Origin of the sequence: [Leptolyngbya] sp. PCC 7376, from assembly GCF_000316605.1 — a bacterium.
Classification (GTDB): Bacteria; Cyanobacteriota; Cyanobacteriia; order Cyanobacteriales; family MRBY01; genus MRBY01.
The window spans coordinates 4,961,789-4,987,348 of the sequence record NC_019683.1 but is presented as its reverse complement, the minus strand read 5'-3'; the positions used below and the strand labels follow the sequence as shown (position 1 = coordinate 4,987,348).

At 44.1% G+C, this 25,560-nt stretch carries 29 protein-coding genes, 1 tRNA gene and 1 other annotated feature; of the genes, 26 read left to right on the top strand and 4 right to left on the bottom strand.

Annotated elements, in window-relative coordinates:
- The first annotated feature begins 60 nt into the window (after positions 1–60).
- From secY to prfA, 13 genes are all read left to right on the top strand, one after another.
- A complete protein-coding gene (secY, locus tag LEPTO7376_RS22365; protein ID WP_015136279.1) occupies positions 61–1,377 on the top strand; it encodes a preprotein translocase subunit SecY in 1,317 nt (438 codons plus the stop codon).
- Positions 1,378–1,436: 59 nt separating this feature from the next.
- Positions 1,437–1,988: an adenylate kinase gene (locus LEPTO7376_RS22360; protein WP_015136278.1), complete on the top strand. Its 552-nt coding sequence runs from the start codon at positions 1,437–1,439 to the stop codon at positions 1,986–1,988.
- Between the two features lie 30 nt (positions 1,989–2,018).
- On the top strand, positions 2,019–2,243 hold the full coding sequence (gene infA, locus LEPTO7376_RS22355; protein WP_006276978.1) for a translation initiation factor IF-1: 225 nt from the start codon (positions 2,019–2,021) through the stop codon (positions 2,241–2,243).
- A gap of 150 nt (positions 2,244–2,393) precedes the next feature.
- Entirely contained in the window at positions 2,394–2,507 is a 114-nt protein-coding gene (gene rpmJ, locus LEPTO7376_RS25390) for a 50S ribosomal protein L36 (protein WP_015136277.1), read from the top strand.
- A gap of 70 nt (positions 2,508–2,577) precedes the next feature.
- On the top strand, positions 2,578–2,955 hold the full coding sequence (rpsM, locus tag LEPTO7376_RS22350) for a 30S ribosomal protein S13 (protein WP_015136276.1): 378 nt from the start codon (positions 2,578–2,580) through the stop codon (positions 2,953–2,955).
- An 84-nt stretch (positions 2,956–3,039) separates the two neighbouring features.
- Positions 3,040–3,429, top strand: coding sequence for a 30S ribosomal protein S11 (gene rpsK / locus LEPTO7376_RS22345; RefSeq protein WP_015136275.1), 390 nt, complete (start codon positions 3,040–3,042; stop codon positions 3,427–3,429).
- A gap of 93 nt (positions 3,430–3,522) precedes the next feature.
- Complete coding sequence (locus LEPTO7376_RS22340) at positions 3,523–4,464, top strand: DNA-directed RNA polymerase subunit alpha (protein ID WP_015136274.1); 942 nt, start codon at positions 3,523–3,525, stop codon at positions 4,462–4,464.
- Between the two features lie 48 nt (positions 4,465–4,512).
- Positions 4,513–4,863, top strand: coding sequence for a 50S ribosomal protein L17 (rplQ, locus tag LEPTO7376_RS22335; RefSeq protein ID WP_015136273.1), 351 nt, complete (start codon positions 4,513–4,515; stop codon positions 4,861–4,863).
- 20 nt (positions 4,864–4,883) lie between these two features.
- Positions 4,884–5,708 carry a tRNA pseudouridine(38-40) synthase TruA gene (truA, locus tag LEPTO7376_RS22330; RefSeq protein ID WP_015136272.1) on the top strand — a complete coding sequence of 275 codons (825 nt, stop codon included), beginning with the start codon at positions 4,884–4,886 and terminating at the stop codon, positions 5,706–5,708.
- 36 nt (positions 5,709–5,744) lie between these two features.
- Positions 5,745–6,200, top strand: coding sequence for a 50S ribosomal protein L13 (gene rplM / locus LEPTO7376_RS22325; RefSeq protein ID WP_015136271.1), 456 nt, complete (start codon positions 5,745–5,747; stop codon positions 6,198–6,200).
- A gap of 2 nt (positions 6,201–6,202) precedes the next feature.
- Positions 6,203–6,613 (top strand): 30S ribosomal protein S9, encoded by a 411-nt coding sequence (rpsI, locus tag LEPTO7376_RS22320; RefSeq protein WP_015136270.1) that lies wholly within the window; start codon positions 6,203–6,205, stop codon positions 6,611–6,613.
- A gap of 82 nt (positions 6,614–6,695) precedes the next feature.
- Entirely contained in the window at positions 6,696–6,926 is a 231-nt protein-coding gene (gene rpmE / locus LEPTO7376_RS22315) for a 50S ribosomal protein L31 (protein ID WP_015136269.1), read from the top strand.
- Between the two features lie 101 nt (positions 6,927–7,027).
- Positions 7,028–8,146: a peptide chain release factor 1 gene (gene prfA, locus LEPTO7376_RS22310; RefSeq protein ID WP_015136268.1), complete on the top strand. Its 1,119-nt coding sequence runs from the start codon at positions 7,028–7,030 to the stop codon at positions 8,144–8,146.
- On the opposite strand, the gene LEPTO7376_RS22305 is transcribed toward prfA, so the two are convergent.
- Positions 8,143–8,487, bottom strand: coding sequence for a hypothetical protein (locus LEPTO7376_RS22305; protein WP_015136267.1), 345 nt, complete (start codon positions 8,485–8,487; stop codon positions 8,143–8,145). The genes prfA and LEPTO7376_RS22305 overlap by 4 nt on opposite strands.
- Before the next feature lie 122 nt (positions 8,488–8,609).
- Positions 8,610–9,971, bottom strand: coding sequence for an aminopeptidase P family protein (locus LEPTO7376_RS22300; protein WP_015136266.1), 1,362 nt, complete (start codon positions 9,969–9,971; stop codon positions 8,610–8,612).
- A gap of 322 nt (positions 9,972–10,293) precedes the next feature.
- Between LEPTO7376_RS22300 and LEPTO7376_RS22295 the strand changes: the two genes are divergently transcribed.
- The 9 genes from LEPTO7376_RS22295 to rplL all read left to right on the top strand — a co-directional run bounded on the left by LEPTO7376_RS22295 (position 10,294) and on the right by rplL (position 15,973).
- Positions 10,294–11,877: an iron uptake porin gene (locus tag LEPTO7376_RS22295; protein WP_225901148.1), complete on the top strand. Its 1,584-nt coding sequence runs from the start codon at positions 10,294–10,296 to the stop codon at positions 11,875–11,877.
- 182 nt (positions 11,878–12,059) lie between these two features.
- Positions 12,060–12,422: a 50S ribosomal protein L19 gene (rplS, locus tag LEPTO7376_RS22290; RefSeq protein WP_015136264.1), complete on the top strand. Its 363-nt coding sequence runs from the start codon at positions 12,060–12,062 to the stop codon at positions 12,420–12,422.
- Positions 12,423–12,489: 67 nt separating this feature from the next.
- Positions 12,490–12,562 (top strand) — tRNA-Trp (locus LEPTO7376_RS22285).
- 62 nt (positions 12,563–12,624) lie between these two features.
- Positions 12,625–12,852, top strand: a complete 228-nt coding sequence (secE, locus tag LEPTO7376_RS22280; RefSeq protein WP_015136263.1) for a preprotein translocase subunit SecE — start codon at positions 12,625–12,627, stop codon at positions 12,850–12,852.
- A 22-nt stretch (positions 12,853–12,874) separates the two neighbouring features.
- Positions 12,875–13,480, top strand: a complete 606-nt coding sequence (nusG, locus tag LEPTO7376_RS22275; RefSeq protein WP_015136262.1) for a transcription termination/antitermination protein NusG — start codon at positions 12,875–12,877, stop codon at positions 13,478–13,480.
- 2 nt (positions 13,481–13,482) lie between these two features.
- Positions 13,483–13,908: a 50S ribosomal protein L11 gene (gene rplK / locus LEPTO7376_RS22270; RefSeq protein ID WP_015136261.1), complete on the top strand. Its 426-nt coding sequence runs from the start codon at positions 13,483–13,485 to the stop codon at positions 13,906–13,908.
- Positions 13,909–14,010: 102 nt separating this feature from the next.
- Positions 14,011–14,718 carry a 50S ribosomal protein L1 gene (gene rplA, locus LEPTO7376_RS22265; protein ID WP_015136260.1) on the top strand — a complete coding sequence of 236 codons (708 nt, stop codon included), beginning with the start codon at positions 14,011–14,013 and terminating at the stop codon, positions 14,716–14,718.
- Positions 14,719–14,760: 42 nt separating this feature from the next.
- Positions 14,761–14,919 (top strand) — a sequence feature (ribosomal protein L10 leader region).
- Positions 14,920–14,960: 41 nt separating this feature from the next.
- Entirely contained in the window at positions 14,961–15,488 is a 528-nt protein-coding gene (gene rplJ / locus LEPTO7376_RS22260) for a 50S ribosomal protein L10 (protein WP_015136259.1), read from the top strand.
- Positions 15,489–15,583: 95 nt separating this feature from the next.
- Positions 15,584–15,973: a 50S ribosomal protein L7/L12 gene (rplL, locus tag LEPTO7376_RS22255; protein WP_015136258.1), complete on the top strand. Its 390-nt coding sequence runs from the start codon at positions 15,584–15,586 to the stop codon at positions 15,971–15,973.
- Between the two features lie 121 nt (positions 15,974–16,094).
- Here the strand turns inward: rplL and gatA are convergent, their stop codons facing one another.
- Positions 16,095–17,552: an Asp-tRNA(Asn)/Glu-tRNA(Gln) amidotransferase subunit GatA gene (gatA, locus tag LEPTO7376_RS22250; protein WP_015136257.1), complete on the bottom strand. Its 1,458-nt coding sequence runs from the start codon at positions 17,550–17,552 to the stop codon at positions 16,095–16,097.
- A gap of 251 nt (positions 17,553–17,803) precedes the next feature.
- Here gatA and LEPTO7376_RS22245 point away from each other — a divergent pair, with 251 nt between their 5' ends.
- The 3 genes from LEPTO7376_RS22245 to tkt all read left to right on the top strand — a co-directional run bounded on the left by LEPTO7376_RS22245 (position 17,804) and on the right by tkt (position 21,637).
- Positions 17,804–18,046, top strand: a complete 243-nt coding sequence (locus LEPTO7376_RS22245) for an acyl carrier protein (RefSeq protein WP_015136256.1) — start codon at positions 17,804–17,806, stop codon at positions 18,044–18,046.
- Positions 18,047–18,217: 171 nt separating this feature from the next.
- A complete protein-coding gene (fabF, locus tag LEPTO7376_RS22240; protein ID WP_015136255.1) occupies positions 18,218–19,471 on the top strand; it encodes a beta-ketoacyl-ACP synthase II in 1,254 nt (417 codons plus the stop codon).
- Positions 19,472–19,630: 159 nt separating this feature from the next.
- Positions 19,631–21,637 carry a transketolase gene (gene tkt, locus LEPTO7376_RS22235; protein WP_015136254.1) on the top strand — a complete coding sequence of 669 codons (2,007 nt, stop codon included), beginning with the start codon at positions 19,631–19,633 and terminating at the stop codon, positions 21,635–21,637.
- A 291-nt stretch (positions 21,638–21,928) separates the two neighbouring features.
- On the opposite strand, the gene LEPTO7376_RS22230 is transcribed toward tkt, so the two are convergent.
- Complete coding sequence (locus tag LEPTO7376_RS22230) at positions 21,929–22,576, bottom strand: hypothetical protein (RefSeq protein WP_015136253.1); 648 nt, start codon at positions 22,574–22,576, stop codon at positions 21,929–21,931.
- A 229-nt stretch (positions 22,577–22,805) separates the two neighbouring features.
- Here LEPTO7376_RS22230 and LEPTO7376_RS22225 point away from each other — a divergent pair, with 229 nt between their 5' ends.
- Positions 22,806–25,547, top strand: a complete 2,742-nt coding sequence (locus LEPTO7376_RS22225; protein WP_015136252.1) for a valine--tRNA ligase — start codon at positions 22,806–22,808, stop codon at positions 25,545–25,547.
- The last annotated feature ends 13 nt before the right edge of the window (positions 25,548–25,560 follow it).

The following is a 25,560-nucleotide window of genomic DNA, read 5'->3' as shown; positions in this document are numbered from 1 at the left end:
AGAAATCAAAACTTTTTTAGAAATTGCCCATCTCTCTTAATCGTCACAGAGAATTTAATTATGGTTGTCAGTCGCGAAAAAACACCGACAGCACAAGAAACTTTTATGCAAATGGCACAAGCAGCAGGCCTGAGAGGTCGACTGCTTGTAACCCTTGGATTACTTGTCCTTGTTCGTCTGGGTGTTTTTATCCCTATTCCCGGAATTGATAGAACGGCACTAAGTGCTGGTATTCAAAACTCTCCTTTCTTAGGATTCTTAGATGTATTTGCTGGTGGTGGTTTATCCGCTGTTGGTATTTTTGCCCTAGGAATTTTGCCCTACATTAACGCCTCAATCATCATGCAATTGATGACTGCCGCAATTCCTGCTTTGGAAGATATGCAGAAGAATGATGGCGAAGCTGGACGTCGCAAGATTTCTCAGATCATTCGCTACGTTACTGTCGGTTGGGCTGCCTTACAGAGTTTTGGTATTACGCTACAAATTCTTCGTCCCTATGCTGTGGATCCAGGATTCACTTTTGTTCTTGAAACAACTTTGGCGCTTACTGCTGGTTCAGTATTTGTCATGTGGATCTCTGAACTCATTACAGAGAAGGGTCTAGGTAATGGTGCTTCTTTATTGATTTTCGTCAATATCGTGGCTGTATTACCACGTACTCTTGGCAATACGATTGAATTTGCCCAAGCTGGCGGACGAGCTGTAATTGCTAAAGTCATTCTTTTGTTACTGGTTTTTCTAGTGATGATTATTGGCATTGTCTTCGTTCAGGAAGGTACCCGCCGTATTCCGATCGTTTCTGCGAGACGTCAAGTTGGTCGTAAGTTATATCGGGAACGCACTAGTTATTTGCCACTGCGTCTAAATCAAGGTGGCGTGATGCCGATCATTTTCGCTTCTGCTGTGTTGGTTTTGCCCTCTTCCTTAGTTGGTTTAGCTTCGGGGGAAGGCACTTTAAGCAACATCTTGGTTGGTGTTACTAATTTTCTTCAGCCAGGGAGAATCCCTTACGTCATCGTTTATTTAACGCTGATTCTTTTCTTTAGTTATTTCTATGCTTCATTAATCGTTAATCCGGTTGATATGTCGCAAAATCTGAAGAAGATGGGGTCAAGTATTCCTGGTATCCGACCAGGGCGTGCTACTAGTGAGTATCTCGAGAAAGTAATTAATCGTTTGACTTTGTTAGGGGCTATTTTCCTCGGCTTGGTGGCAACGGTTCCTACTTTTGTTGAAGGTGCTACTGGTGTTACAACTTTGCAGGGTTTCGGTGCGACATCACTGTTGATTCTTGTAGGTGTGGCAATTGATACGGCGAAGCAAATTCAGACTTATGTGATTTCCCAACGCTATGAAGGCATGGTGAAACAGTAAGTCTGTAATAAACCTGGTCAAATTTCGTCAGGATAATTAATTCTTTTATAGGTAGAGGGATGAAACTTATTTTTCTTGGTCCTCCCGGAGCTGGGAAAGGCACTCAAGCCAAACTCCTTGCTGAGTCTTACTCAATTCCTCATATTTCTACAGGGGAAATTCTTCGGGCGGCGATCGCCAAAGAAACTGATTTAGGGAAGCAAGCTCAGGCGTTTGTGGATCGAGGGGAACTAGTTCCTGATGCTCTTATTCTTGATTTAATACGAGCAAGGTTACAAGAATCCGATACACAGCAAGGCTGGATTTTAGATGGTTTTCCGCGGAATGTGTCCCAGGCAGAGTTCCTCGAAAAACTGTTGGCTGAGTTGAATCAAAATTGTGATCATGCCCTCAACCTTGAAGTTCCTGACGCTGTACTCGTTCAGCGATTGTTAGGCCGAGGTCGTAAGGATGATAATGAATCCACGATCAGTCGTCGTTTGGATGTTTACCGTGAACAAACTGCTCCTGTAATTGAGTTTTATAAGCAGCAGGGAGCTCTGGTTAGTGTTGATGGCAGTCAGCAAATGGAAGATGTGACTAAGAATTTGAAATCCTGTATTTCTGTTTAGAATTATTCGTTATGAGGAGCTTTATTTGTTTTGTCTAAACAAGACTTGATCGAAATGGAAGGGACTGTGACTGAGTCCTTGCCCAATGCTATGTTCCGAGTGGACTTGGACAATGGCTTTAATGTTTTGGCTCACATTTCAGGCAAAATTCGCCGGAACTATATCAAAATTCTTCCTGGCGATCGCGTGAAAGTTGAACTAACCCCTTACGACTTAACCAAAGGAAGAATCACTTATCGACTCCGGAAAAAATAGATATTGGCATTATTTATTTAGCGATAGCTGAATGATAGCCATATTGACTTAATCTTGATAAGATTGAACACTTGTGGCGTTTTTTTAGATGACTGTCGAAAGGCACCATCATTTTAATGACTTAAATTGCTGTATCAAAGCAAATAAACTATGAAAGTTCGAGCATCCGTTAAAAAAATGTGTGACAAATGCCGTGTTATACGCCGACGTGGGCGTGTAATGGTTATTTGTGAGAACCCGAAGCATAAGCAGCGTCAAGGCTAGAGCTTCATTTAATATCTATATTTATTTTTATTTACTAAATTATCACCATCATAATCTAGGAGAAAGAATCGTGGCACGAATAGCCGGTGTTGATTTGCCCCGTGATAAACGCGTTGAAGTTGCTCTGACTTATGTCTATGGCATTGGTTTATCTAAAGCACAAGAAGTTATTGCTAAGACTGGTGTAAACCCAGACACCAGAGTTCGCGATCTTTCCGATGAAGACGCGATGAAATTGCGTGCTTATATTACTGACAATTATCAAATTGAAGGTGATCTAAGACGCTTTGAATCGATGAATATTAAGCGTTTAGCTGATATTGGCACATACAGAGGCCGTCGCCATCGCCAAGGCTTACCTGTTCGCGGTCAGCGTACACGTACCAATGCTCGTACTCGTCGTGGTCGCCGTGTGACGGTTGCCGGTAAGAAGAAAGCTCCACGTTAGATATTGGCAGCATTGCCTATGGCTAACCTTACCGTTGGCCTGGCATAAAAAATGTTCGTAACTTTTGAATGATTTAGAAAAATTATGGCAAGGCAAAAAAAAGGTGGCGCTAAAAAGGTAAAGAAGAATATTCCTAATGGTGTCGCGCACATTCAGTCAACTTTCAACAACACAATTGTGACGATCAGCGACACAAAAGGTGACGCTGTTTCTTGGTCTTCTGCTGGTGCAAGTGGATTTAAAGGTGCTAAAAAAGGTACCCCTTTCGCGGCACAGACTGCAGCAGATAATGCAGCAAGAAGAGCAATCGATCAAGGTATGCGTCAGATCGAGGTGATGGTTAGTGGTCCTGGTGCTGGTCGTGAAACTGCGATCAGAGCACTTCAGGCAGCTGGTTTGGAAATTACTCTAATCCGTGATGTTACTCCAATTCCCCATAATGGTTGTCGCCCACCCAAGCGCCGGAGAGTATAGACTCACTTAAATTGTGGTCTTGGAGCATGTAAAACCGAATTGTTCATTGATTTGAGGATTTCGGTCACTTAATTAAGGGAGATTGAAGAGAGAGTGGCACAGTTTCAAATTGAATGCGTTGAAAATAAAACGCATAAAAACCAAAGTCAGTATAGTAAGTTTGTTTTTGAGCCTCTAGATCGTGGCCAAGGCATTACTTTAGGGAATTCCCTAAGACGCATTTTGCTATCTAACTTAGAGGGGGCAGCGGTTACCGCCCTGCGTATTGGTGGTGTTAACCATGAATTTGCAACGATTCCTGGTGTACGTGAGGATGCTTTAGAAATCATTCTCAATATGAAAGAGATTGTTCTAAAGAGCTTCACTCCTCAACCTCAGATTGGTCGTCTTGTTGCGACTGGTCCTGGTCAAGTTACTGCTGCCCAGTTTGATTTGCCTTCTGAAGTTGAAGTGGTCGACCCGAATCAATACATCGCAACTCTTGCTGATGGCGCCAAGCTTGAAATGGAGTTTCGCATCGAGAAAGGCAAGAGTTATCGTGCTGTTCAACGTGGTAAAGACGAGACTGGCGCGCTTGATTTTCTGCAAATCGATGCCGTTTTTATGCCTGTAACCAAGGTTAATTACAGTGTTGATAGCATTCATTCTGATAATGATGTCGTTAAAGATCGATTGACGTTAGAGATTTGGACTAACGGTGGTATTAAGCCCGAAGAAGCCTTGTCTCAAGCTGCTTCAATTGCTGTTGAACTCTTTAACCCTCTTAAAGATCTAACGCTTGAAGCAATTCAAGATGATTATCAAGAGGATGAAGATCCAACTAGTCAAATCCCGATTGAAGAGCTTCAATTGTCTGTTCGTGCTTACAATTGCTTGAAACGTGCTCAAATCAACTCGGTTGCTGATCTTTTGGACTACAGTCAAGAAGACTTGTTAGAAATCAAAAACTTCGGACAAAAGTCTGCTGAAGAAGTGATTGATGCTTTGAAGACTCGTCTTGGAATTACTTTGCCAGAAGAGAAAGCTGCTAAATAGATAATCTGTTTGGTTTTTTAGTTTATTAATTTTAAGGAGGACAAAGAAATGAGACATGGTCGCCGCGTTCCGCAACTTGGAAAGCCTGCTGATCAGAGAAAGGCACTTTTGCGTGCTTTGACGACTCAGCTCATTCGTCATGGTCAAGTGAAAACGACTAAGGCTCGCGCTAAAGCTGTTCGCTCCGAAGTTGATCGTATGGTCACTTTAGCGAAGGATGGTTCTCTTGCTGCTCGTCGTCGTGCGCTTGGTTACATGTATGACAAGCAACTTGTTCATGCTTTGTTTGAGCAAGCGAAAGATCGTTATGCTGATCGCCAAGGTGGTTATAGTCGTGTTGTGCGGACTGTCCGCCGCCGTGGTGATAACGCTGAAATGGCGATCATCGAGTTAGTTTAGAGTGTCATAGGCGATCGCCAATGTCTGTCGAACTGTCTAATCATCGAAAGCGTGTTGCCATGGTTGTGCAATACCTTGGGACAAACTTTTATGGTTGGCAGAAACAAAAACAAGGACGCACAGTACAAGGAGTTATCGAAGACACCTTAACTGGAGTTCTTAGTTGTACCACGAAAATACATGGTGCTGGGCGGACTGATAGCGGTGTTCATGCCGCAGGTCAATTTGCCCACTTTGACTGTGAGAGTCCAATACCAGGACATAAATGGGCCAAAATTCTCAATGATCGTCTTCCCGATGACATTGTGATTCGAGCTTCGACTGAAGTTGAAACCGATTGGCACTCCCAGTTCTCAGCCCTTTGGCGGCGCTACCGTTACACACTTTATACTCACCCTGCCCCAAACCTTTTTGTCCAACCATTGGCTTGGCATTATTACCAGGCTCCTCTCGATGAAACCTTGATACAGGAGGCAATGACTCCATTGATGGGTCGGCATCATCTTGCTGCATTCCACCGTTCTGGTTCTCAACGTACCCATTCATGGGTCGAAGTGCAGGCGGCAGAATGTTCTCGTAGAGGCTCCTTTATTCATATTGAAATTCAAGCTAATGGCTTTCTGTATGGGATGGTTCGTCTTTTAGTTGGACTGTTGGTAGATGTTGGACAAGGCAAGCGATCACTCGAAGACTTTAAGATGATTTGGAGTACTGAGAGACGAGACCTTGTTAAATATTCCGCTCCGGCGAAAGGATTGTGTTTATTGCGAGTAGGTTATCCCAAAGCATTATTCCCAGCCCATCTCTGGTTTGATACCCAGCCCACCTTTCTATTAAGCCATTAGTAGAGTTATTATTTGTGCTATTAAAAGCAAAATCCTATGATTAAAACCCCTTTACCAAAACAAGATAACCTTGACCAGAAATGGTACGTTGTCGATGCTGCTGACCAACGTCTCGGCCGCTTAGCAACTGAAATTGCCAAAACGCTACGTGGCAAAAATAAGCCTGAGTACACACCTCACATGGACACCGGCGATTTTGTCGTCGTGATCAATGCAGAAAAAGTTGTTGTAACTGGCCGTAAGCCTGAGCAAAAGCTTTATCGTCGTCACTCCGGTCGTCCTGGTGGAATGAAGGTTGAGACTTTCAATCAATTGCAAGAGCGTATTCCTGAGCGCATCATTGAGAAGGCCGTCAAAGGTATGCTTCCAAAAAATGCCCTTGGTCGTCGTTTGTTCACGAAGCTAAAGGTTTATGCTGGTGCGGCTCATCCCCATGAAGCGCAACAACCTGAAGTTATGACTATTAACACTACTCCCGGAGGCTCTAAGTAAAAATGTCTACTGATACTCAAGATCGTGCAGTTTATTGGGGTACTGGTCGTCGTAAGGCTTCCATTGCTCGTGTCCGTTTAATTCCTGGTTCTGGCAACGTGACTGTCAATGGTCGCACCGGTGAAGACTACTTCAACCGTATTGCTGGTTATCTTGCTGTCCTTAAGTCACCTTTAGAAACTTTAGGTCTTGAAGGCGAGTATGACATTTTTGTTAATGCCCATGGTGGTGGTTTAACTGGTCAAGCTGATGCTGTTAAGCTCGGTGTCGCTCGTGCTCTCTGTGAGCTCGATCCTGATAATCGTCAACCTCTTAAAACTGAAGGTTATTTAACTCGTGACCCCCGTTGTAAGGAACGTAAGAAGTACGGTCTTCACAAAGCACGGAAAGCACCTCAGTTCTCCAAGCGTTAATTTTTCTTTTTACTGGTTAAGGGCGATCGCCTCTGGCTAGTTTAAGACCTTTAAATTTGCACAAAATATATAATTTAGTCCTATGCCTAAAGCTGATATTCATCCCGAATGGTATCCAGAAGCCAAGGTTATCTGCAACGGTGAAGTTGTAATGACTATTGGCTCGACCCAACCTGAAATCAACGTTGAAATCTGGTCTGGTAACCACCCTTTCTACACTGGTACTCAAAAGATTATTGATACCGAAGGTCGTGTAGACCGCTTCCTCCGTAAGTACGGTATGTTGAGCAACTCTTCCGACGACAAAGAGTAACCTCTTGTTTGAACATGATTAACCCGGCAGATCCCTGCTGGGTTAATTGTTTTTTAGGACATATGTCGTTTATTCGTATTCATTCGTAAAGATTTGGAATCATGGCTGAAGCTTATTTACTGGACAAACTGAAATCTGTAGAACAAACGTTTCAGGAAATGACTCGTCGCTTAGCTGATCCTGATATCGCCACAAATCCTAGCGAATTGCAACGAGTCGCAAAAATTCGCGCATCCTTAGAGGAGACCGTCAATACATATGAAGCTTGGAAAAATACTCAAGAAGAACTCGAAGGTGCCCAAGAAATTTTGAAAGAGTCTGCTGGCGACCCTGAAATGAAAGAGATGGCAGCAATGGAAGTTGCTGATCTTGATGCTCAAATTGAGGAGCTAGAGGAAAAATTAAAAATTCTTTTGTTGCCCAAAGATCCTAATGATGAAAAAAATATCATGTTGGAAATTCGCGCTGGTACAGGTGGCGATGAAGCTGGTATTTGGGCAGGAGATTTGCTGAGAATGTACTCCCGTTATTCTGAAGGACAGGGTTGGCGTTTAAAGCTCCTCAGTGAGTCAACCGCTGATATGGGAGGGATTAAAGCTGTCATTCTCGAAGTTCAAGGAGAAAGTGTTTACAGTAAGCTCAAGTACGAGGCTGGTGTGCATCGCGTGCAAAGGGTTCCTGTCACTGAAGGCGGCGGACGAGTTCACACTTCAACGGCAACTGTGGCGATTATGCCGGAAGTGGATGATGTAGAAGTAAAGATTGACGCCAAGGATATTGAAATGACCACAGCTCGTTCTGGTGGTGCTGGTGGTCAGAATGTGAACAAGGTGGAAACAGCGGTTGATTTGATGCACAAACCGACTGGGATCCGTATTTTTTGTACTGAAGAGCGATCGCAGCTACAAAACCGTGAGCGAGCGATGCAAATCTTACGGGCAAAACTCTACGAAATGGAGCTTCAGAAACAGCGAGATGAAGTTAGCTCAATGCGAAAATCTCAGGTTGGTACAGGTTCACGTTCAGAGAAAATTCGTACTTACAACTACAAAGATAATCGCGTCACAGATCATCGTCTAGGCCAAAATTTTGGTTTGGCGACGGCTCTAGAGGGGGAGATCGAGGGCATGATTCAGGCTTGTATTACTCAAGATCAACAGGCTCAGTTAGAGCAATTGGCATCCGATGATTCTGCGACGGGTGGCTTAGCGACAGCTTAGGCAAGAGCTGGCTGGGCGGGTTTGATCTCGCTACATACTTCATAGAAATCAGTTTCTGGGGGAGATGCGAACAGTTGGTTCATTTCCTCCATTATTTTTTTGCCGTCTTCAGTTTGGTTTTTTTCCATATCCTCGATGTTTTCCCAGAGGATCATGGCAATGCCTTGATCTGAATTTGTGCCCATTTTTTGCAATAGGAATGCGCCTTTAAAACCTGTGTCGTATGTTGAAACTGCTTTTTCGTAGAGTCCTTGGGCTTGCGAAAAGCGCCCAGGTTTAAATTCACCGATCGCCACATAGGCAATTTTATGTTTGAGGCAGTTGTTAAATTCTTGAATCATTATTTTCTCCCAAAAAATCTTGTAAACAGCTCTGAAATCTTTGCGACTGCTGTATTTATCTGATTCTCAATCTAACGGGAAAAGTTCGGGGAAACGGATTTCGCGAGATTTCTTAATTCAAGTTAAGGGTTCATAAAGTTCTCTAAATCATCGACGCTGGTAATCAGTGCTTGGCTGAGGTTGATGGCTCCATTGGCAGTAATCTGAATATCATCTTCAATCCGAATGCCGCGCACATCTTGAAATTGTTCTAGTTTTTCCCAGTTAATCATTGATTTAAAGGGTTTTTGGGTACGGCGATCGCCCAGAATAGCTGGAACTTGGTAGAAGCCAGGTTCGATAGTGACCACCATATTTTCTCGAAGAGGGCGATTAAGACGGAGAAAGCACTCGCCGAATTGTTCGCTGCGTTGGCGGTTGGGAGCATAGCCTGCCAAATCGCCTAAATCTTCCATATCGTGAACGTCCAAACCCAGCAAGTGACCAAGGCCATGGGGAAAGAAGGTGGCGGTGATATTTTCGGTAATGAGGTCATCAAGTTTCCCCTGAAGAATGCCGAGGTCGAGTAGTCCCTCGGTGATTATTTTTGTGGCGAGTCGATGGATATCACGAAATTCGGCAGTGGGTTTGAGGGCGGTGATCGCCTGATCATGAGCCTCTAAAACAATCTTGTAAATATCGCGTTGAGTGGGAGAAAATTTGCCGCTGATAGGATAAGTGCGGGTTAAATCAGAAGCCCAACCGCAAGAGGTCTCCGCTCCAGCGTCAACTAGTAATAAGTCGCCTGCTTTTAGGTCATTGGGTGATGATTCATTATGTAAAACCTCGCCTGCTGTCGAAACAATACTGTGATAGGCGCAGGGCATTTGTTCTTCGAGAAAGTGACCTTCGATTGCTGCCCTTACAGAAGTTTCTGTCTGCATTTTTTGAGCCGTTTTCATGCCACGTTGATGGGCTTCGATAGAAACGTTAATGGCTTTTTTTATTTCGGCGATCGCCCCATCATCATGTTGTAATCGTAAATTGATAATGGCTTCTGCGAGTTGGCGATCGCCACCAGAAAGCTGATTCGGAGCTGTTAAAGGTCGTTTTAAAGCCTGAGATTGCTCTAGTCTTTGAAAGGGATCAGTGAGTGGAATCGTTGCTGCTCCTTGAACATATTTGCTTAACGCCGATTTCGGTAAAATTTCATCGACAGCGAATTTTGACTGTAGTGCTTCGACTCCCATAAACTCACCGTGCCATAACGCATCATCGGATGTTGGAAGATCAAAAAATATAATTTGGCGATCGCCGTCTAGAAATAACACTGCTCCCGCTAAAGGCGCACCCGCAAAATAGAGAAAATGGCTACTAGCCCGAAAAGGATATTTATTCGCTCGAAAATTACGACTGAGGCGATCGCCTGCAAATAGCAATACAGGTAGATGTAAACTTGCCGCTAACTGACGGCGTCTTGCTAAAAGATTTGAATAATTTTTCATTATTACTCCACAAAAACTATTCGCTGAAAATTAACCTGCTATTAATCCATCATCAAAGACCCGTTAATAATTTTCGGGTTTACTGAGAAAGCATTAAGTTTTTGCTGAAAATGCATTAGATTTATAGAGATTATGTATTAAAAACTACTGACATCTGGACATTGTGCTTTTGTCAGAAGGATATATATAATCTAATTCGAGCATAAGCTCCTATTGCTAATCTATTGCATTAGTTTTGGCTGCATACCATGCTGCCTTGATTCGAAATATATTCCAAAGAAAAATTTCAGGTGTGAGGCTTGATTTGACAATGTCTAAAAAAATGAGAACTCTTCTCGGTGGTGCATCCGTTGCCCTTGGTGCAACTGTTGCCCTCTCCAGTGCGGCGATTGCCGAAGATAGCAAAGTTGTTCTTGACCAAATTAGCCAGTACAACGACACAAGTTCTTTTGCGCAAGTTAACAGCGTTTTCCAACTGCGTGACGTTGCGCCCTCTGACTGGGCATTTGACGCACTACGTAACCTCGTTGAGAAATACAACTGTATCGTTGGTTATCCTGACGGCACTTTCCGCGGCAACCGTCCCCTCAGCCGTTATGAGTTCGCAGCAGGTCTAAACGCTTGTATGCAACAAATTGAGCGTCTTATCGTAGGTGGCGATACTCCTGACGCAGCAGACATCACTCGTCTCCGCGCTCTCGTTCAAGAATTTGAAGCTGAACTAGCAACCCTTGGTGCTCGCGTAGATGACATCGAAGGCCGTGTTGAGTTCCTCGAGGACAATCAGTTCTCCACTACAACTAAACTAAAGGGTGAAGCAATATTCACCGTTGCAAATGCCTTTGGTGAAAACCGAGCTGGTGGCGGCGACCTTGACTCTCAAGTTACTTTCAACAATCGTGTTCGTCTAAATCTTGATACTAGCTTCCGCGAAGATGGTAAAGACCGCTTACGCACTCGTCTCCAAGCAGGTAACTTCGGAGGTAGTGGTACTCTCAGAGACGACATCACTGGCACTGATAGTACTCGTCTTGGCCATGATGCAAGTACTGGTAATAGCATTGAAGTTGATGATTTGTACTATTATTTTCCCCTAGGCCAGAAAGGTCGTGGTTATGTTAGTGCTGTTGGTCTAGGTATCCACAATATTTTTGACATCAATAACCCCTATTTCTCAAGTAGTGGTACTGGTGCTTTATCTCGTTTTGCTCGTCGTAATCCCGCTACTTTGCGTCGTTCTTCCGGTGCTGGTGCTGGCTTTAACTACAAGTTCAGCGATAAAGTGAAGTTCTCTGCTGCTTACATTGCTAGCGACAGTCAAGCTTCCAACCCTTCTCAGGCAAGAGGTTTGTTCAACGGTGAATATAGCCTCGGTGCTCAGTTAGCCGTTTCTCCTAGTGATAGCTTGGATATCGCCTTCACTTATGTCAATGGCTATGATCGTGGTGATAGTGATGACTTGTCAGGATCTACTACGGATGGTAGAGCGACAAACCTCTTTGGTGGTTCTCCTATAAGCTCTAATAACTTTGGTATCTCCAGTAGCTGGGCTGTTTCTGAGAAGTTCAATCTTTCTGGTTGGGTAGGTTATACAGATGCAAGCAACGAATCTGCAGATGAAGACGCTGACATCTGGACCTGGGCAGCTCAACTGGCTCTGAAAGATGTCGGTGGCACAGGTAATGTCCTTGGACTTATGTTCGGTCAGCCTCCCAAAGTGACTAGCAACGACAATATGATCGGTGATGATTCTGATACTTCTTACATTGCTGAACTTCAGTATCGTTACAAGCTTAATAAAAATATCACCATTACTCCTGGTGCATATGCAGTCTTCAACCCCAACCATAACGATAGCAATGACACTATCTGGGTTGGTGCAGTTCGTACAACTTTCAAGTTCTAAATTCAAATCTTATTTGAGATATATAACTTGATTGACGAATTCAAATCTTAAAAAGTGAGTCTTCATGGCTCACTTTTTCTGTGGGCAATTTGTCATGATTAGACGAGTTTTTGTCCCACCATTCTTTTGACTTAAAAAGAATTTGTCCATATACTGATAAATCGTGAGTTTTTTGGAAAGCCATGAACGCTGAAGCAATCATAAACTCCATCGAATCTGAACACCTCAAAGGTGATTTGCCAACTATCTACGTTGGCGATACAGTTCGTGTCGGAGTCAAAATCAAAGAAGGCAATAAAGAACGGGTTCAGCCTTACGAAGGCACCGTTATTGCTATGCGCAATGGTGGCATTAATGAAACCATCACTGTCCGCAAAATTTTTCAAGGAGTTGGCGTAGAAAGAGTCTTCTTACTTCACTCTCCCCTTGTTGACAATATTAAAGTGATGCGTCGCGGTAAAGTGCGTAGAGCTAAGCTCTATTATCTTCGTGATCGCGTTGGTAAAGCGACCCGTATTAAGCAACGTTTTGACCGCTCAATCTAGGTTTAGTCTTGTTGCTTAAAGGAAAACATGCTATACTTGCTAAGGCTTATTTGATGAAAATCATCTAGCGTCCTTAGTTCAGTTGGTAGAACGCAGGTCTCCAAAACCTGATGTCGGGGGTTCAAGTCCTCCAGGGCGCGTTTAGAATTAGACTAAAATTTAGTGATAAAACATTGATGCTCTGGGGAGGAGTTTCTAAACTGTGGCAAAAACTAAAAAAGCGGTTGATGCTGAAGAGCAGAAGTCCGACGGCTTAGACGTCGTTCAATATGCGAATGAAACGAAGAAAGAACTTAGCAAAGTTGTTTGGCCGTCTCGTCAGCAATTGTTTAGCGAATCAGCCGCCGTCATTTTGATGGTGATCCTTGTCGCAACTATTGTCTATGTTGTTGACAATCTGTTCATTTGGATTTCCGGCAGAGTATTTTAGAGACTCCTAAAACTTATTTGTGATGGAACAACATTCAGAAGAACAGCAAGAGGTACAGGCTGGTATCAAGCCACGATGGTACGCAGTACAAGTTGCCTCCGGATGCGAGAAAAGGGTGAAAGCTAATCTCGAACAGCGGGTGCATACTTTGGATGTCGCGGATCGTATCTTACAGGTGCAGATTCCTCAGACTCCAACTGTGAAAATTCGTAAGGATGGTAGCCGCCAACATAGTGAAGAAAAAGTTTTTCCTGGCTATGTTTTAATCCAAATGGCTCTTGATGACGAAGCTTGGCAAGTGGTGAAAAACACGCCTCATGTGATTAATTTTGTCGGTGCTGAGCAGAAGCGCAGTACTGGCCGTGGAAGAGGTCATGTGAAGCCAGTTCCCCTTAGTCGAGCTGAAGTAGAGCGTATCTTTAAGCGTGCTCAAGTCGCTGAACCGACTGTCAAAATTGATATGGCGGTGGGAGACAAAATTATGGTTTTGTCTGGTCCATTTAAGGATTTTGAAGGCGAAGTTGTTGAGGTTAGTCCTGAACGCAGCAAGTTAAAGGCTCTCTTGTCAATTTTTGGTCGAGATACTCCAGTAGAACTCGAATTTAATCAAGTAGAAAAACAGGGCTAGAGATGGCAAAAAAAGTAGTTACATTAATTAAGTTGGCTTTGCCCGCTGGTAAGGCTAACCCTGCACCTCCTGTTGGTCCTGCATTGGGTCAACATGGTGTCAACATCATGGCATTCTGTAAGGAATACAATGCTAAGACCTCTGACAAGGCTGGCATGGTTATTCCGGTAGAGATTTCGGTTTATGAAGACCGTAGTTTCACTTTTATTCTTAAGACCCCACCCGCTTCTGTCTTAATTCGTAAGGCTGCTGGTGTTGAGAAGGGTTCTGGTCAGCCTAATAAAGATAAGGTTGGTAGCATTACTCGTGCTCAACTTAAGGAAATTGCAGAAATTAAGATGCCTGACCTTAATGCTAATGACATTGAGGCCGCTATGAATATCGTTGAAGGTACTGCTCGTAATATGGGCGTCACTTTAGCTGACTAAAGGTGAAAACTTTTTTGTTTTCAACCTGTGTAGAATTTTAATTCAGAAATTATTTTGTTATTGGGGAGAGGCGTGTGTCTCGTTTGTACCCAAGGAGTGTTTATGGCAAAACTGTCTCGACGTTTTCGTGAGGCTCAAGATAAGGTTCAAGATCGAGTATATGAACCCCTTGAAGCGCTTCAATTATTGAAGGAAACTGCTACAGCAAAGTTTGATGAAACTGCTGAAGCTCACATCCGCTTAGGCATTGATCCTAAGTACACAGACCAACAAATCCGAACAACTGTTGGTTTCCCTAAAGGTACAGGTCAATCTGTTCGTGTTGCTGTAATTACCAGTGGTGAACAGGTCAAGGTCGCTCAGGAGTCTGGTGCTGATTTGGTTGGTTCTGAAGAACTGATCGAAGATATCCAGAAAGGTATGATGGACTTTGAGGTTCTAATTGCGACGCCTGACATGATGCCGAAAGTGGCTCGCCTTGGTCGTCAGCTTGGTCCCCGTGGTTTGATGCCTTCTCCTAAAGGCGGCACGGTAACCACTGATGTGGCTGCTGCGATCACTGAATTCAAAGCTGGTAAGCAAGAGTTTCGTGCAGATCGAGCTGGTATCGTTCATGTTCTATTTGGAAAATCTTCTTTCTCTGCGGAAGATCTTCTGGTAAACTTGAAAACTCTTCAGGAAACGATTGATCGTAATCGTCCTTCTGGTGCAAAGGGTCGCTACTGGCGCAGTGTTTATGTTTCTGCTTCGATGGGTCCTTCCATTGAAGTTGATATCAATTCACTCCGTGACCTTGTACTTGAAGAGTAGTGTTTAATCCGATTATTTTGGATTGATGCATTTCTAAATTAAATATTTTTTGTATTGCTACCAAAGACAGCAGGTGTAAATCATTTTTACTTAATATCCTGCCGAGGTACATCGCTACATAAAACAAGTTTTTCCAAATTTGATTTGGAGAATTGAGCGAGACCTTGGCGTATCTATGTCAGGGTCTATTTTTATCGCTACCCCCCTATTAACCTTTCCCGATAAAAGGAGGTGAAAATGTAATGGGAAAATCGCTAGCAGAAAAGCAAGTTCTGGTTACAGAAATTAAAGAGCTAGTGAAAGATGCACATTTGATCTTTGTGATTGACTACAAAGGTTTGACCGTTGCTGAAATCACAGATCTTCGTAACCGTCTTCGCCCTGTCGGTGCGTCGTGCAAAATTGCTAAAAACACTTTGATGCACAAAGCTGTTGAAGGCGATGAGAACTGGCAGCCTATGCAGTCTTTTCTCAAGGACACAACTGCATTTTTGATTGCAGGTGAAGATGTCGCTTCCGCTGTTAAAGCCTATAAAGAATTCCGCAAAGCAACGAAGAAAACTGAACTTCGTGGCGGCGTAATGGAAGGTCAGGCTTTAGATAGTGCTCAGATTGAAGCGCTTGGTGATCTACCAACAAAGGATCAACTTTACGGTCAGATTGCTGGTGCACTCAACGCTGTTACTGCCAAGATTGCTATCGGAATCAACGAGGTTCCTGGTTCTTTGGCAAGAGCATTGCAAGCTGTTTCCGAAAAAGAAGCGGCGTAACCGCTGGATTGATTGCGCTGTGCTGAAGATATGCCTGTGCAGTTTTAATCAAGTAGTTTTACAAGTAAATTTCTATTTTTTAAGGAGATATCCTAATGTCTGCAGTTACTGATGAAATTTTGGATAAGTTGAAGTCTTTAACTCTTTTAGAGGCTGCTGATCTTGTTAAGCAAATCGAAGACACTTTTGGTGTTAGTGCTGCTGCGCCTGTTGGTGGCATGGTAATGGCTGCTCCTGGTGCCGGTGCTGCTGCTGAACCTGAAGAAGAGAAGACTGAATTTGATGTCATTCTTGAAGAAGTTCCTGCTGCTAAGAAGATTGCAGTTCTTAAGGTTGTCCGTGGTGTTACAGGTCTTGGTCTTAAGGAAGCTAAGGGTCTTGTTGAGGCTGCTCCTAAGGCAATCAAGGAAGCAACTGGCAAGGAAGATGCTGAAGAAATCAAGGCTAAGCTTGAAGAAGCTGGTGCTAAGGCTAGCGTTAAGTAATTGTTTGGTTTGGAGTAGGCGATCGCCTACTCCTGCTATCCAATAAATTTAGCTATAAGAAAGCAGATGATCTAAGATCATCTGCTTTTTGCTTTATTTAGTTTTTGCTTTGGATTGAGATTTAGAGAGTTGCGCCCTTTTTGTGCCACTCAGTGGATTGTTCGTAGGCATGGGCAACTTGGAAGAGTAAATCTTCTTTTAAGACATTACCGATTAATTGCATGCCAATGGGTAATCCTTGTTTGTCAAAGCCACAAGGGATACTCATAGCGGGCAGGCCTGCTAAATTTACCGGAATTGTCATCAAGTCGGAGAGGTACATGCTGAGAGGATCATCTGTTTTTTCACCAGCTTTAAATGCGGTTGTCGGTGAGGTCGGACAGATGAGTAGATCGACTTTTGCGAAAGCTGCATCAAAATCTTCTTTGATCAGAGTGCGGACTTTCTGGGCTTTGAGGTAATACGCATCATAGTAGCCAGCTGATAGGGTGTATGTTCCTAACATGATTCGGCGTTTGACCTCGGCTCCAAAACGGCTTGCTCTCGTCTGAGTGTACATGTCCATAAGGTTATTTGCCTCAGGATCACGAGCCCCGTATTTCACTGCGTCGTATCGCGCTAAATTCGCAGATGCTTCCGAAGGCGCAATGATGTAGTAAGCCGCTAAGCCATCACGGAAACGAGGACAAGAAACGACTTCAATTTCTGCACCTAGTTCTTGAAGTTGATCAATAGCTTGTCTAACGGTTGTTTCAACTTCGTCACTTAATCCTTCACCAAAGGTTTCCTGGATAACACCAATTTTGAGTTTGGGCTTGGAGCTTAGGCTGGGTTTTAAGAGTTTGCTGTACTCAGGAATCTCAACTTTGAGGCTAGTGGAATCCTTCGAGTCATATCCGGCGATCGCCTCTAATAAAATTGCGGCATCTTCAACTGTTTTCGCGAATGGGCCAATCTGATCAAGGGAGGAAGCATAGGCTACTAACCCAAATCTGGAGACCAGTCCATAAGTGGGTTTCATCCCGACAACACCACAAAGAGAAGCTGGCTGGCGAATTGAACCACCTGTGTCAGAGCCTAAGGAAATTGGCGCTTCATCCGCCGCCACTGCTGCTGCTGAACCACCTGATGAGCCCCCCGGTACACGGGTTGTGTCCCAAGGATTACCCGTCACCTGATAACCAGAATTTTCGGTGGAACTTCCCATTGCAAACTCATCGAGGTTTGTTTTCCCCACCATGATCGCGCCTGCTTCACGTAATTTCTGGGTGACAGTGGATTCATAAGCTGGAATAAATCCTTCTAAAATACGCGATCCACAAGTAGTCTGAATACCTTTGGTACAGAGATTGTCTTTAATGGCGATGGGAATGCCTTCTAATAACCCAATCTCTTCACCTGCTGCGATCTTGGCATCGACTGCTTTGGCTTGGGCGATCGCCTGCTCCTCAGTGAGGGTCAAAAAAGCTTTTACATCCGGCTCTACCGCTTTAATACGCTCAAAAGTTTCTGTCAAAATTTCGACAGCAGAACGCTCCTTGGACATTAATTGTTGATGTAGTGCGCGGATGGCTGACATTATCGGTTGCTTCTCTCGTTCTTAATACCGAAACCAGTGTATCTATTCCCCTTCATTCCTGACAATCATCCTTTCAAAAATATTTTTCGGCGATCGCCTTTAGTAAGGGAACCACCATCCGATACAATAATTGAAGTTTATGTTAATTTAGTAAGTCTGTTTTTAGCTAGCACGACGAAATGCTAAATTGATGAGCGCTTACTCTTTAAAGCACAATTGCGCTTAGACAAATTTTAGGAATCAACAGTTCAATGAACCAAGAAATTTTTGACAAAATCAAAGGTATTATCGTCGAGCAATTAGATGTCGATGAAGCCGCAGTAACCGCTGAGGCTAACTTTATTACCGATTTGGAAGCAGACTCCCTTGACACAGTAGAACTCATTATGGCGTTCGAAGAAGAGTTTGATATTGACATTCCCGATGATATTGCTGAGAAAATCACGACTGTCGGTGAAGCAGTGACAATTATTGACTCTAAAAAAGCTAGCTAATTCAGTTTTAGAACATTTCTGTAATTCTAGTTGTGGAGCTGCGACTTTCTAATAAGTAATCGCAGCTTTCTTGCTAGATTTGTTGTTTGAAGTGGCATCTTTGACTTCTTCTGACCCCATAGACTGCTAAGCCGTCTCCCTTCACCACTGCAAATAGATTTAAACTTTATTATGGCAAACTCATCTCTGCATCGCGTTGTGATCACCGGTTTGGGTGCGATTACACCCATCGGCAATACCCTTGAGGAATATTGGGACGGTCTAATGGCTGGTCGCAACGGTATTGATCTGATTACAGCTTTTGACGCATCTGAGCATGCCTGTCGCATCGGCGGAGAGGTTAAAGGCTTCGATCCCTTCGAATTTATTTCCAAGAAAGAAGCCAAGCGGATGGACCGCTTTTCTCAATTTGCTGTGGCAGCTAGCAAACAGGCATTGACTGATGCTGGCCTCGTTATTGATGAAAGTAATGCGCCTGATGTTGGTGTGATGATTGGCACAGGCGTTGGTGGCCTGAAAGTATTAGAAGATCAACAAACTATTTATCTCAATAAAGGGCCAAGTCGTTGTAGCCCCTTTATGATTCCGATGATGATCGGTAATATGGCCGCTGGTTTGACTGCAATTCATACAGGTGCTCAAGGTCCTAACAGTTGTACCGTCACCGCTTGTGCCGCTGGCTCCAATGCCGTCGGTGAAGCTTTTCGTCTAGTACAGCGTGGCTATGCCAAAGCTATGATTTCTGGTGGTACAGAAGCTGCTATTACACCTTTGAGTTATGCGGGTTTTGCCTCTGCTCGTGCCTTGTCTCGTCGTAATGACGACCCTAAGCATGCCTGCCGACCTTTTGACAAAGATCGTGATGGGTTTGTGATGGGTGAAGGTGCCGGAATCTTAATTCTGGAAGAACTTGACCATGCCCTTGCCCGTGGCGCAAAAATTTATGGCGAGATTGTTGGTTATGGTATGACTTGCGATGCTTACCATATGACTGCTCCAACTCCTGAAGGTTCAGGGGCAACTCGCGCGATTGAATTGGCGCTTAAAGATGCTGACCTTGCACCGAATGAAGTGAGCTATGTCAATGCCCACGGTACAAGCACACCCGCTAATGACATTACTGAAACTAAGGCAATTAAAAAGGCTTTAGGCGATCAGGCTTATAAGATTCTTGTTAGTTCAACCAAATCGATGACAGGTCACTTGCTTGGTGGTTCCGGTGGTATTGAAGCTGTTGCTACTGCAATGGCGATCGCCAATGACCGTGTCCCCCCCACGATTAACCTCGAAAATCCGCAGGAAGGTTGTGACTTAGACTATGTTGCAAACGAAAGCCGTGAGCACAAAGTTGAGGTTGCCCTATCAAATTCCTTTGGCTTTGGTGGTCATAACGTGACATTGGCCTTTAAAAAATATAAGCCATAGCAAATGTTATCGATTTGACAGAAATCATTCTTGCCCATCGATCCCAACAGTGGGATGATGGGTGTAATTTTTTGGGAGAGCCCATCGCAATACTAGATGTATTAGTAGCTCTTATCGTTTTTTCCCACTTGTCGTTTACAGTCAGAAATACTTCGCACTATGACAGTTGCTACCCAATCTATCGACCAACTTTGTATTAACGCAATTCGTTTTCTAGCGATTGATGGCGTCGAAAAGGCAAAGTCCGGTCACCCCGGCTTACCGATGGGCGCTGCTCCCATGGCTTATACGCTTTGGGACAAGTTCATGCGTTTTAACCCAAAAAATCCCAATTGGGTTAACCGTGATCGCTTTGTACTGTCTGCTGGTCATGGTTCCATGCTTCAGTACGCTTTGATGTACTTGGCTGGTTTTGACAGTGTTTCTCTTGATGACCTTAAAGAATTCCGTCAGTGGAAGTCTAAGACGCCTGGTCACCCTGAGAACTTTGTGACTCCTGGTGTTGAAGTTACCACTGGCCCTCTAGGCCAAGGTATCGCTAATGGCGTCGGTCTTGCCCTTGCTGAGGCACATTTGGCTGCTCGTTTTAACAAGCCCGATGCAACACTATTCGACCATTACACCTATGTGATCATGGGTGACGGTTGCAACATGGAAGGTATTTCTGGTGAAGCAGCTTCTATTGCTGGTCACTGGGGTTTGGGTAAACTCATCGCACTTTATGATGACAACCACATTTCCATTGATGGTTCTACTGATGTTGCTTTCACTGAAGATGTAAGTGCTCGTTTTGAAGCTTATGGTTGGCACGTTCTTCATGTAGAAGATGGCAACACTGACACTGATGCGATCGCCAAAGCGATTGAGGAAGCAAAGGCTGTCACTGACAAGCCCACAATGATTAAAGTCACCACCATTATTGGTTATGGCTCTCCTAACAAAGGCAATACTGCTGGCGTTCATGGTGCGGCACTTGGTGAATCTGAAATTGAATTGACTCGAAAGGAACTCGACTGGAACTATGGTCCTTTTGAAGTTCCCGAAGATGCTCTAAGCCATTTCCGTAAGGCTGTTGATCGCGGTGCAAGTGCTGAAGCTGAATGGAACCAAACCATGGCGACCTACAAGACTAAGTATGCTGACAAAGCTGCTGAGCTTGAGCGTCTCCTCTCCGGTGAACTTCCCGCTAACTGGGCTGATTGTCTCCCCACTGCAACTCCTGATGTTGCTGGTCTTGCGACTCGTAAGCACTCCCAAGCAACTCTTAATGCGATCGCCCCTGTATTGGATGAGTTAGTTGGTGGTTCCGCTGACTTGACTCACTCCAACTTGACTGAAATTAAAGTTTCTGGCGATTTCCAAAAAGGCGCTTACGAAAACCGTAACGTTCACTTCGGTGTACGGGAACATGCAATGGGTGCGATTTGTAATGCGATCGCCCTCCACGGCACTAACCTCATTCCTTACGGTGCAACATTCCTTATCTTCAGTGACTACATGCGGAACTCCATCCGTTTGTCTGCACTCTCTGAGACTCGCGTTATCTGGGTTATGACCCACGATTCCATTGCTCTCGGTGAAGATGGTCCTACACACCAGCCTATTGAGCAGGTTGCATCTCTTCGTGCAATTCCTAACCTCTATGTGTATCGTCCCGCTGATGTAAACGAGACATCCGGTGCATACAAGGTTGCTGTGGAAAGTAAGAAGACTCCTACTCTACTTGCTCTTACTCGCCAAAACCTACCTAACCTCGAAGGCAGCTCTATTGAGAAAGCTGAGAAGGGGGGTTACATTCTTTCTGATAGTGAAGGCACTCCTGACATCATTCTCATCGGTACTGGTAGCGAAGTTCAACTCTGTGTTGAGACTGCTACTGCCCTCCGTTCCGAAGGCAAGAATGTCCGTGTTGTGTCCATGCCTTGTGTAGATCGCTTTGAAGAGCAAGATGCAGCTTACCAAGAGTCTGTACTTCCTGCTTCCGTTTCCAAGCGTGTTGCTGTAGAAGCTGGTTGCACCATGAGCTGGTACAAGTACGTTGGCTTTGAAGGTGCTGTTGTTGGTGTTGACACGTTCGGTGCTTCTGCTCCCGGCGGCATCATCATGAAGGAATACGGTTTCACTGTTGAAAATGTTCTCGCAACTGCAAAGAAAGTTCTTGGCTAAGAGGTTGTCTGAAAAGTCTTTATGTTCGATAAAGGCTGCGTAAATTCCACCAGGTTGATCGCCTGAAGTGCTTATTTTTACGTGCAACTCATTTTGACCAAAGTTACGGTCAGACCCTTTTCAGACATCCTCTAAGTTGATATAGATAAATATTCAACTAAGTAATTTTTGAGAGGGTAAGCAAGTCTTGCTCTCTTTTTTATTGATAAATTTGAAACCATAGCAAAAAGAAAAAGCTCCTTGGCATCTACTTTGTGATGCTTAAGGAGCTTTTATTGATATTGGAAAAACTTAACTACAGGTGTTTGGCCGGAAAGGGTTGTTGGTATTGGTGGGCTTGCAATTATCTGAACTGGTGTCGTTCTCTAGAAAGTTATTGAGATCAACAGAATTTGGGGCGATCGCCTCGGTTTCGAAAGGTTCTGGTGCTTGGGCGTTTGGATCAGGCCGAGTGTTTGGGGGAATAAAAATATTGTCAGAGAGATCTTTCGTGAAATTGCCGAGGATTGGCGCAGAAGTATTGATCTTAGGGGCGATCGCCTGATCTTCTGATGCTGAGGATTTTTGTGGCGATGTTTTTAGAGTACTCTTCTGCTCTGGAAAGCTTAGAGCGACTGGAGGAATCGCGCCGTAATTTGGGTAGCCGGGAATGCTTGGCTGATTTGCGGCATATTGCGGCAAAGAAGTGGGAATTCTTACTTCTGGACTAATGGCATAGTCGTTTTCAATCACCTCTTGGCTGTCCATGGGAACAAAAACTTGATTGGAGCGGGAGCCTGAATCTGTCGCAGTAGTGGTCTCCGTCTCCTCAAAGAGCAACTCTTCGCTAGCTGCTTCCGCAGGGTCGCCATCGTTATCATTGAACAAGCTGAGGTACAGAGGAGTAATTACAGCTCCTGCAAGAAATACGCCGATGTACAACAGATAATTTTTGTTCATACCACCAAATTTACAAAGCTTTCTTCTTGTAGCACATTTAGCCCAGAAGCCTACTACTTATCTAGAAAGTTCTCCACTCTAGAATGTTTCCTGTTGGCGAAAAAGAATTCGGCGATCGCCCCTAAATCACCTAATCAGTCTCAAAATCGAGACTGTACCAAAATCAAACGCTCAAATTGCTTTGAATAGCTTTAAAATTGTAATTTCAGAATAATTTAGACCCTAACCGATGACGAACGAAACACCCAATCTCCCCAGTCAGTATGATCCCCACAATACGGAAAGTAAGTGGCAACAGACTTGGCTTGAGCAGCAAGTGTTTCAGGCAGATCCGAGCAAAGATGGCGATTCATTTTGTATCGTGATTCCGCCGCCAAACGTCACTGGCAAACTCCACATGGGCCATGCTTTTAATACTTCCCTCATTGATACAGTGGTGCGTTACCACCGGATGAAAGGAGAGAATGTTCTTTGCCTACCAGGAACCGACCACGCGAGTATCGCCGTTCAAACGATTGTGGAGAAACAGCTTAAAGCAGAAGGAAAAACTCGTTATGGTTTGGGTCGTGAGAAATTCTTAGAACGGGCTTGGGCATGGCGGGAAGAATCTGGTGGCACCATCGTCAATCAACTGAAACGCATGGGTTTGTCCGCAGATTGGTCACGAGAAAGTTTTACCCTCGACGAGAATTTATCCGAAGCCGTCAAAAAAGCCTTTATTACCCTCTACGAAGAAGGCTTAATTTATCGCGGTAATTATTTGGTTAACTGGTGTCCTGCTTCCCAATCTGCCGTTTCTGATCTTGAAGTAGAAAGCAAAGAAGTTGACGGTCATCTCTGGCATTTCCGTTATCCTTTGACCGATGGCAGTGGTTTTGTAGAAGTTGCAACAACTCGTCCTGAAACAATGTTGGGTGATACAGGTGTTGCGGTAAATCCTAATGATGAACGCTATCAACACCTCATTGGTAAAACCTTAACTTTGCCGATTGTTGGTCGTGAAATTCCAATTTTTGCGGATGAACTAGTAGATCTTGAGTTTGGAACAGGTTGTGTCAAAGTTACGCCTGCTCATGACCCCAACGATTTTGAAATGGGTAAGCGCCACGATTTGCCATTCATCAACATCATGAATCGCGATGGCACCCTAAACGAAAATGCAGGGATGTTTGCTGGTCAAGATCGTTTTGAAGCCCGCAAGAATTTAGTCGCAAAGCTAAAGGAAGATGGTGTGCTCATCAAAACTGAGGATTATCGTCATGCAGTTCCCCATAGTGATCGCGGTAAAGTCCCTGTGGAGCCTCTACTTTCGACTCAATGGTTTGTCAAAATCGACCCACTTTCCAAAAAGACTTTGACATTTCTCGATGAAGATAATCAGCCAAATTATGTTCCAGAGCGCTGGCGAAAAGTTTATCGGGATTGGCTCGTTAAGTTAAATGATTGGTGTATTTCCCGTCAGTTGTGGTGGGGACATCAAATTCCAGCTTGGTACGTCGTTAGTGAAACCAATGACGAAATTCAAGACGGTACACCTTTTGTTGTGGCCCATGATGAGGCTGAAGCAAAGCAAAAGGCGATCGCCGAATATGGTGAAGATTGTCAGCTAGAACAGGACCCCGATGTACTTGATACATGGTTCTCCTCTGGACTCTGGCCGTTTTCAACTTTAGGTTGGCCGGATGAAAATGCAGCTGATTACCAAAAATATTTTCCGAACAGTGTGTTGGTTACAGGCTTTGACATTATTTTCTTCTGGGTCGCTCGCATGACCATGATGTCCAGCCATTTCACTGGCAAAATTCCATTTAAAGACGTTTATATTCACGGTTTGGTTCGTGACGAAAATGGCAAGAAAATGTCGAAGTCGTCTAATAATGGTATTGACCCACTGTTGATGTGCGATCGCTATGGCACTGATGCGCTGCGTTATACCTTGATCCGTGAAGTTGCTGGTGCTGGCCAAGATATTAGCCTTCAGTACGACCGCAAAACTGACGAATCTCAATCTGTTGAAGCTTCTCGAAACTTTGCGAATAAGATTTGGAATGCTTCCCGCTTCGTGATGATGAACCTTGAAGGTCAAACCCCCGAGGCTTTGGGTCGCCCCGCTGAAGCTGATCTGGAATTGAGTGATCTCTGGATTTTATCCCGGCTGCATCAGGTTATCGCTGAAACTCGTCGTAACCTTGAAAATTATGCCCTCGGCGAATCCGCAAAATCTCTTTATGAATTTATTTGGGGTGATTTTTGCGATTGGTATATCGAACTAGCTAAGCCGCGTTTGTATGCCAAAGAAGAAAAAGATGCTCCTTCTCGTAAGGTCGCTCAGCAAATTCTCGCATGGGTATTAGAAAATATTCTCAAGCTGCTTCATCCTTTTATGCCCCACATTACCGAGGAAATTTGGCAGACTTTAACTCAAACTGAAAGCAAGACGTTTTTGGCAACTCAGCTTTTCCCCGCCGAGAATGGAAATTTAGTTGATGAATCTTTAGAAACTAAATTCAGCTTGTTGATTGAAGCAATTCGCGTGATTAGAAATCTCCGGGCAGAAGCTGGTATCAAACCCAGTGCAACCGTCAATGTGATTTTGCAAAGCGAGTCTGAGACTGAGCTGACGACTCTAGAACAGGGCGAAGCCTACATCTATAAATCAGCAAAAGTTGATGAGCTTACCCTAACTAAAACTGTTAATTCTGATCTAAAGCAGGCGATCGCTGGTGTTGTGGGAACAATACAAGTGTTAATTCCTTTAGAAGGTTTAGTAGATGTTCCGGCTCTTTGTGCAAAACTAGAGAAGAATTTAAGTAAAGTAGAGAAAGAAATTTCTTCTTTAAACGGTCGCTTGAATAATCCTGGGTTTGTTAATAAAGCTCCCGAAGCCGTTATTCAAGGCGCGAAAGATGCCCTAGCTGAAGCTGAAGCCCAACAAACTATTCTACGGGAACGGCTACAACGCTTACAGTAACCAACTCTTAATT

What these genes read in the sequence shown, in the direction of transcription:
- secY (WP_015136279.1), top strand. Translation starts at nt 61, where the DNA reads ATGGTTGTCAGTCGCGAAAAAACACCGACAGCACAAGAAACTTTTATG.
- LEPTO7376_RS22360 (WP_015136278.1), top strand. Translation starts at nt 1,437, where the DNA reads ATGAAACTTATTTTTCTTGGTCCTCCCGGAGCTGGGAAAGGCACTCAA.
- rpmJ (WP_015136277.1), top strand. Translation starts at nt 2,394, where the DNA reads ATGAAAGTTCGAGCATCCGTTAAAAAAATGTGTGACAAATGCCGTGTT.
- rpsK (WP_015136275.1), top strand. Translation starts at nt 3,040, where the DNA reads ATGGCAAGGCAAAAAAAAGGTGGCGCTAAAAAGGTAAAGAAGAATATT.
- rplQ (WP_015136273.1), top strand. Translation starts at nt 4,513, where the DNA reads ATGAGACATGGTCGCCGCGTTCCGCAACTTGGAAAGCCTGCTGATCAG.
- truA (WP_015136272.1), top strand. Translation starts at nt 4,884, where the DNA reads ATGTCTGTCGAACTGTCTAATCATCGAAAGCGTGTTGCCATGGTTGTG.
- rplM (WP_015136271.1), top strand. Translation starts at nt 5,745, where the DNA reads ATGATTAAAACCCCTTTACCAAAACAAGATAACCTTGACCAGAAATGG.
- rpsI (WP_015136270.1), top strand. Translation starts at nt 6,203, where the DNA reads ATGTCTACTGATACTCAAGATCGTGCAGTTTATTGGGGTACTGGTCGT.
- rpmE (WP_015136269.1), top strand. Translation starts at nt 6,696, where the DNA reads ATGCCTAAAGCTGATATTCATCCCGAATGGTATCCAGAAGCCAAGGTT.
- prfA (WP_015136268.1), top strand. Translation starts at nt 7,028, where the DNA reads ATGGCTGAAGCTTATTTACTGGACAAACTGAAATCTGTAGAACAAACG.
- LEPTO7376_RS22305 (WP_015136267.1), bottom strand. Translation starts at nt 8,487, where the DNA reads ATGATTCAAGAATTTAACAACTGCCTCAAACATAAAATTGCCTATGTG.
- LEPTO7376_RS22300 (WP_015136266.1), bottom strand. Translation starts at nt 9,971, where the DNA reads ATGAAAAATTATTCAAATCTTTTAGCAAGACGCCGTCAGTTAGCGGCA.
- LEPTO7376_RS22295 (WP_225901148.1), top strand. Translation starts at nt 10,294, where the DNA reads ATGAGAACTCTTCTCGGTGGTGCATCCGTTGCCCTTGGTGCAACTGTT.
- rplS (WP_015136264.1), top strand. Translation starts at nt 12,060, where the DNA reads ATGAACGCTGAAGCAATCATAAACTCCATCGAATCTGAACACCTCAAA.
- nusG (WP_015136262.1), top strand. Translation starts at nt 12,875, where the DNA reads ATGGAACAACATTCAGAAGAACAGCAAGAGGTACAGGCTGGTATCAAG.
- rplK (WP_015136261.1), top strand. Translation starts at nt 13,483, where the DNA reads ATGGCAAAAAAAGTAGTTACATTAATTAAGTTGGCTTTGCCCGCTGGT.
- rplA (WP_015136260.1), top strand. Translation starts at nt 14,011, where the DNA reads ATGGCAAAACTGTCTCGACGTTTTCGTGAGGCTCAAGATAAGGTTCAA.
- rplJ (WP_015136259.1), top strand. Translation starts at nt 14,961, where the DNA reads ATGGGAAAATCGCTAGCAGAAAAGCAAGTTCTGGTTACAGAAATTAAA.
- rplL (WP_015136258.1), top strand. Translation starts at nt 15,584, where the DNA reads ATGTCTGCAGTTACTGATGAAATTTTGGATAAGTTGAAGTCTTTAACT.
- gatA (WP_015136257.1), bottom strand. Translation starts at nt 17,552, where the DNA reads ATGTCAGCCATCCGCGCACTACATCAACAATTAATGTCCAAGGAGCGT.
- LEPTO7376_RS22245 (WP_015136256.1), top strand. Translation starts at nt 17,804, where the DNA reads ATGAACCAAGAAATTTTTGACAAAATCAAAGGTATTATCGTCGAGCAA.
- fabF (WP_015136255.1), top strand. Translation starts at nt 18,218, where the DNA reads ATGGCAAACTCATCTCTGCATCGCGTTGTGATCACCGGTTTGGGTGCG.
- tkt (WP_015136254.1), top strand. Translation starts at nt 19,631, where the DNA reads ATGACAGTTGCTACCCAATCTATCGACCAACTTTGTATTAACGCAATT.
- LEPTO7376_RS22230 (WP_015136253.1), bottom strand. Translation starts at nt 22,576, where the DNA reads ATGAACAAAAATTATCTGTTGTACATCGGCGTATTTCTTGCAGGAGCT.
- LEPTO7376_RS22225 (WP_015136252.1), top strand. Translation starts at nt 22,806, where the DNA reads ATGACGAACGAAACACCCAATCTCCCCAGTCAGTATGATCCCCACAAT.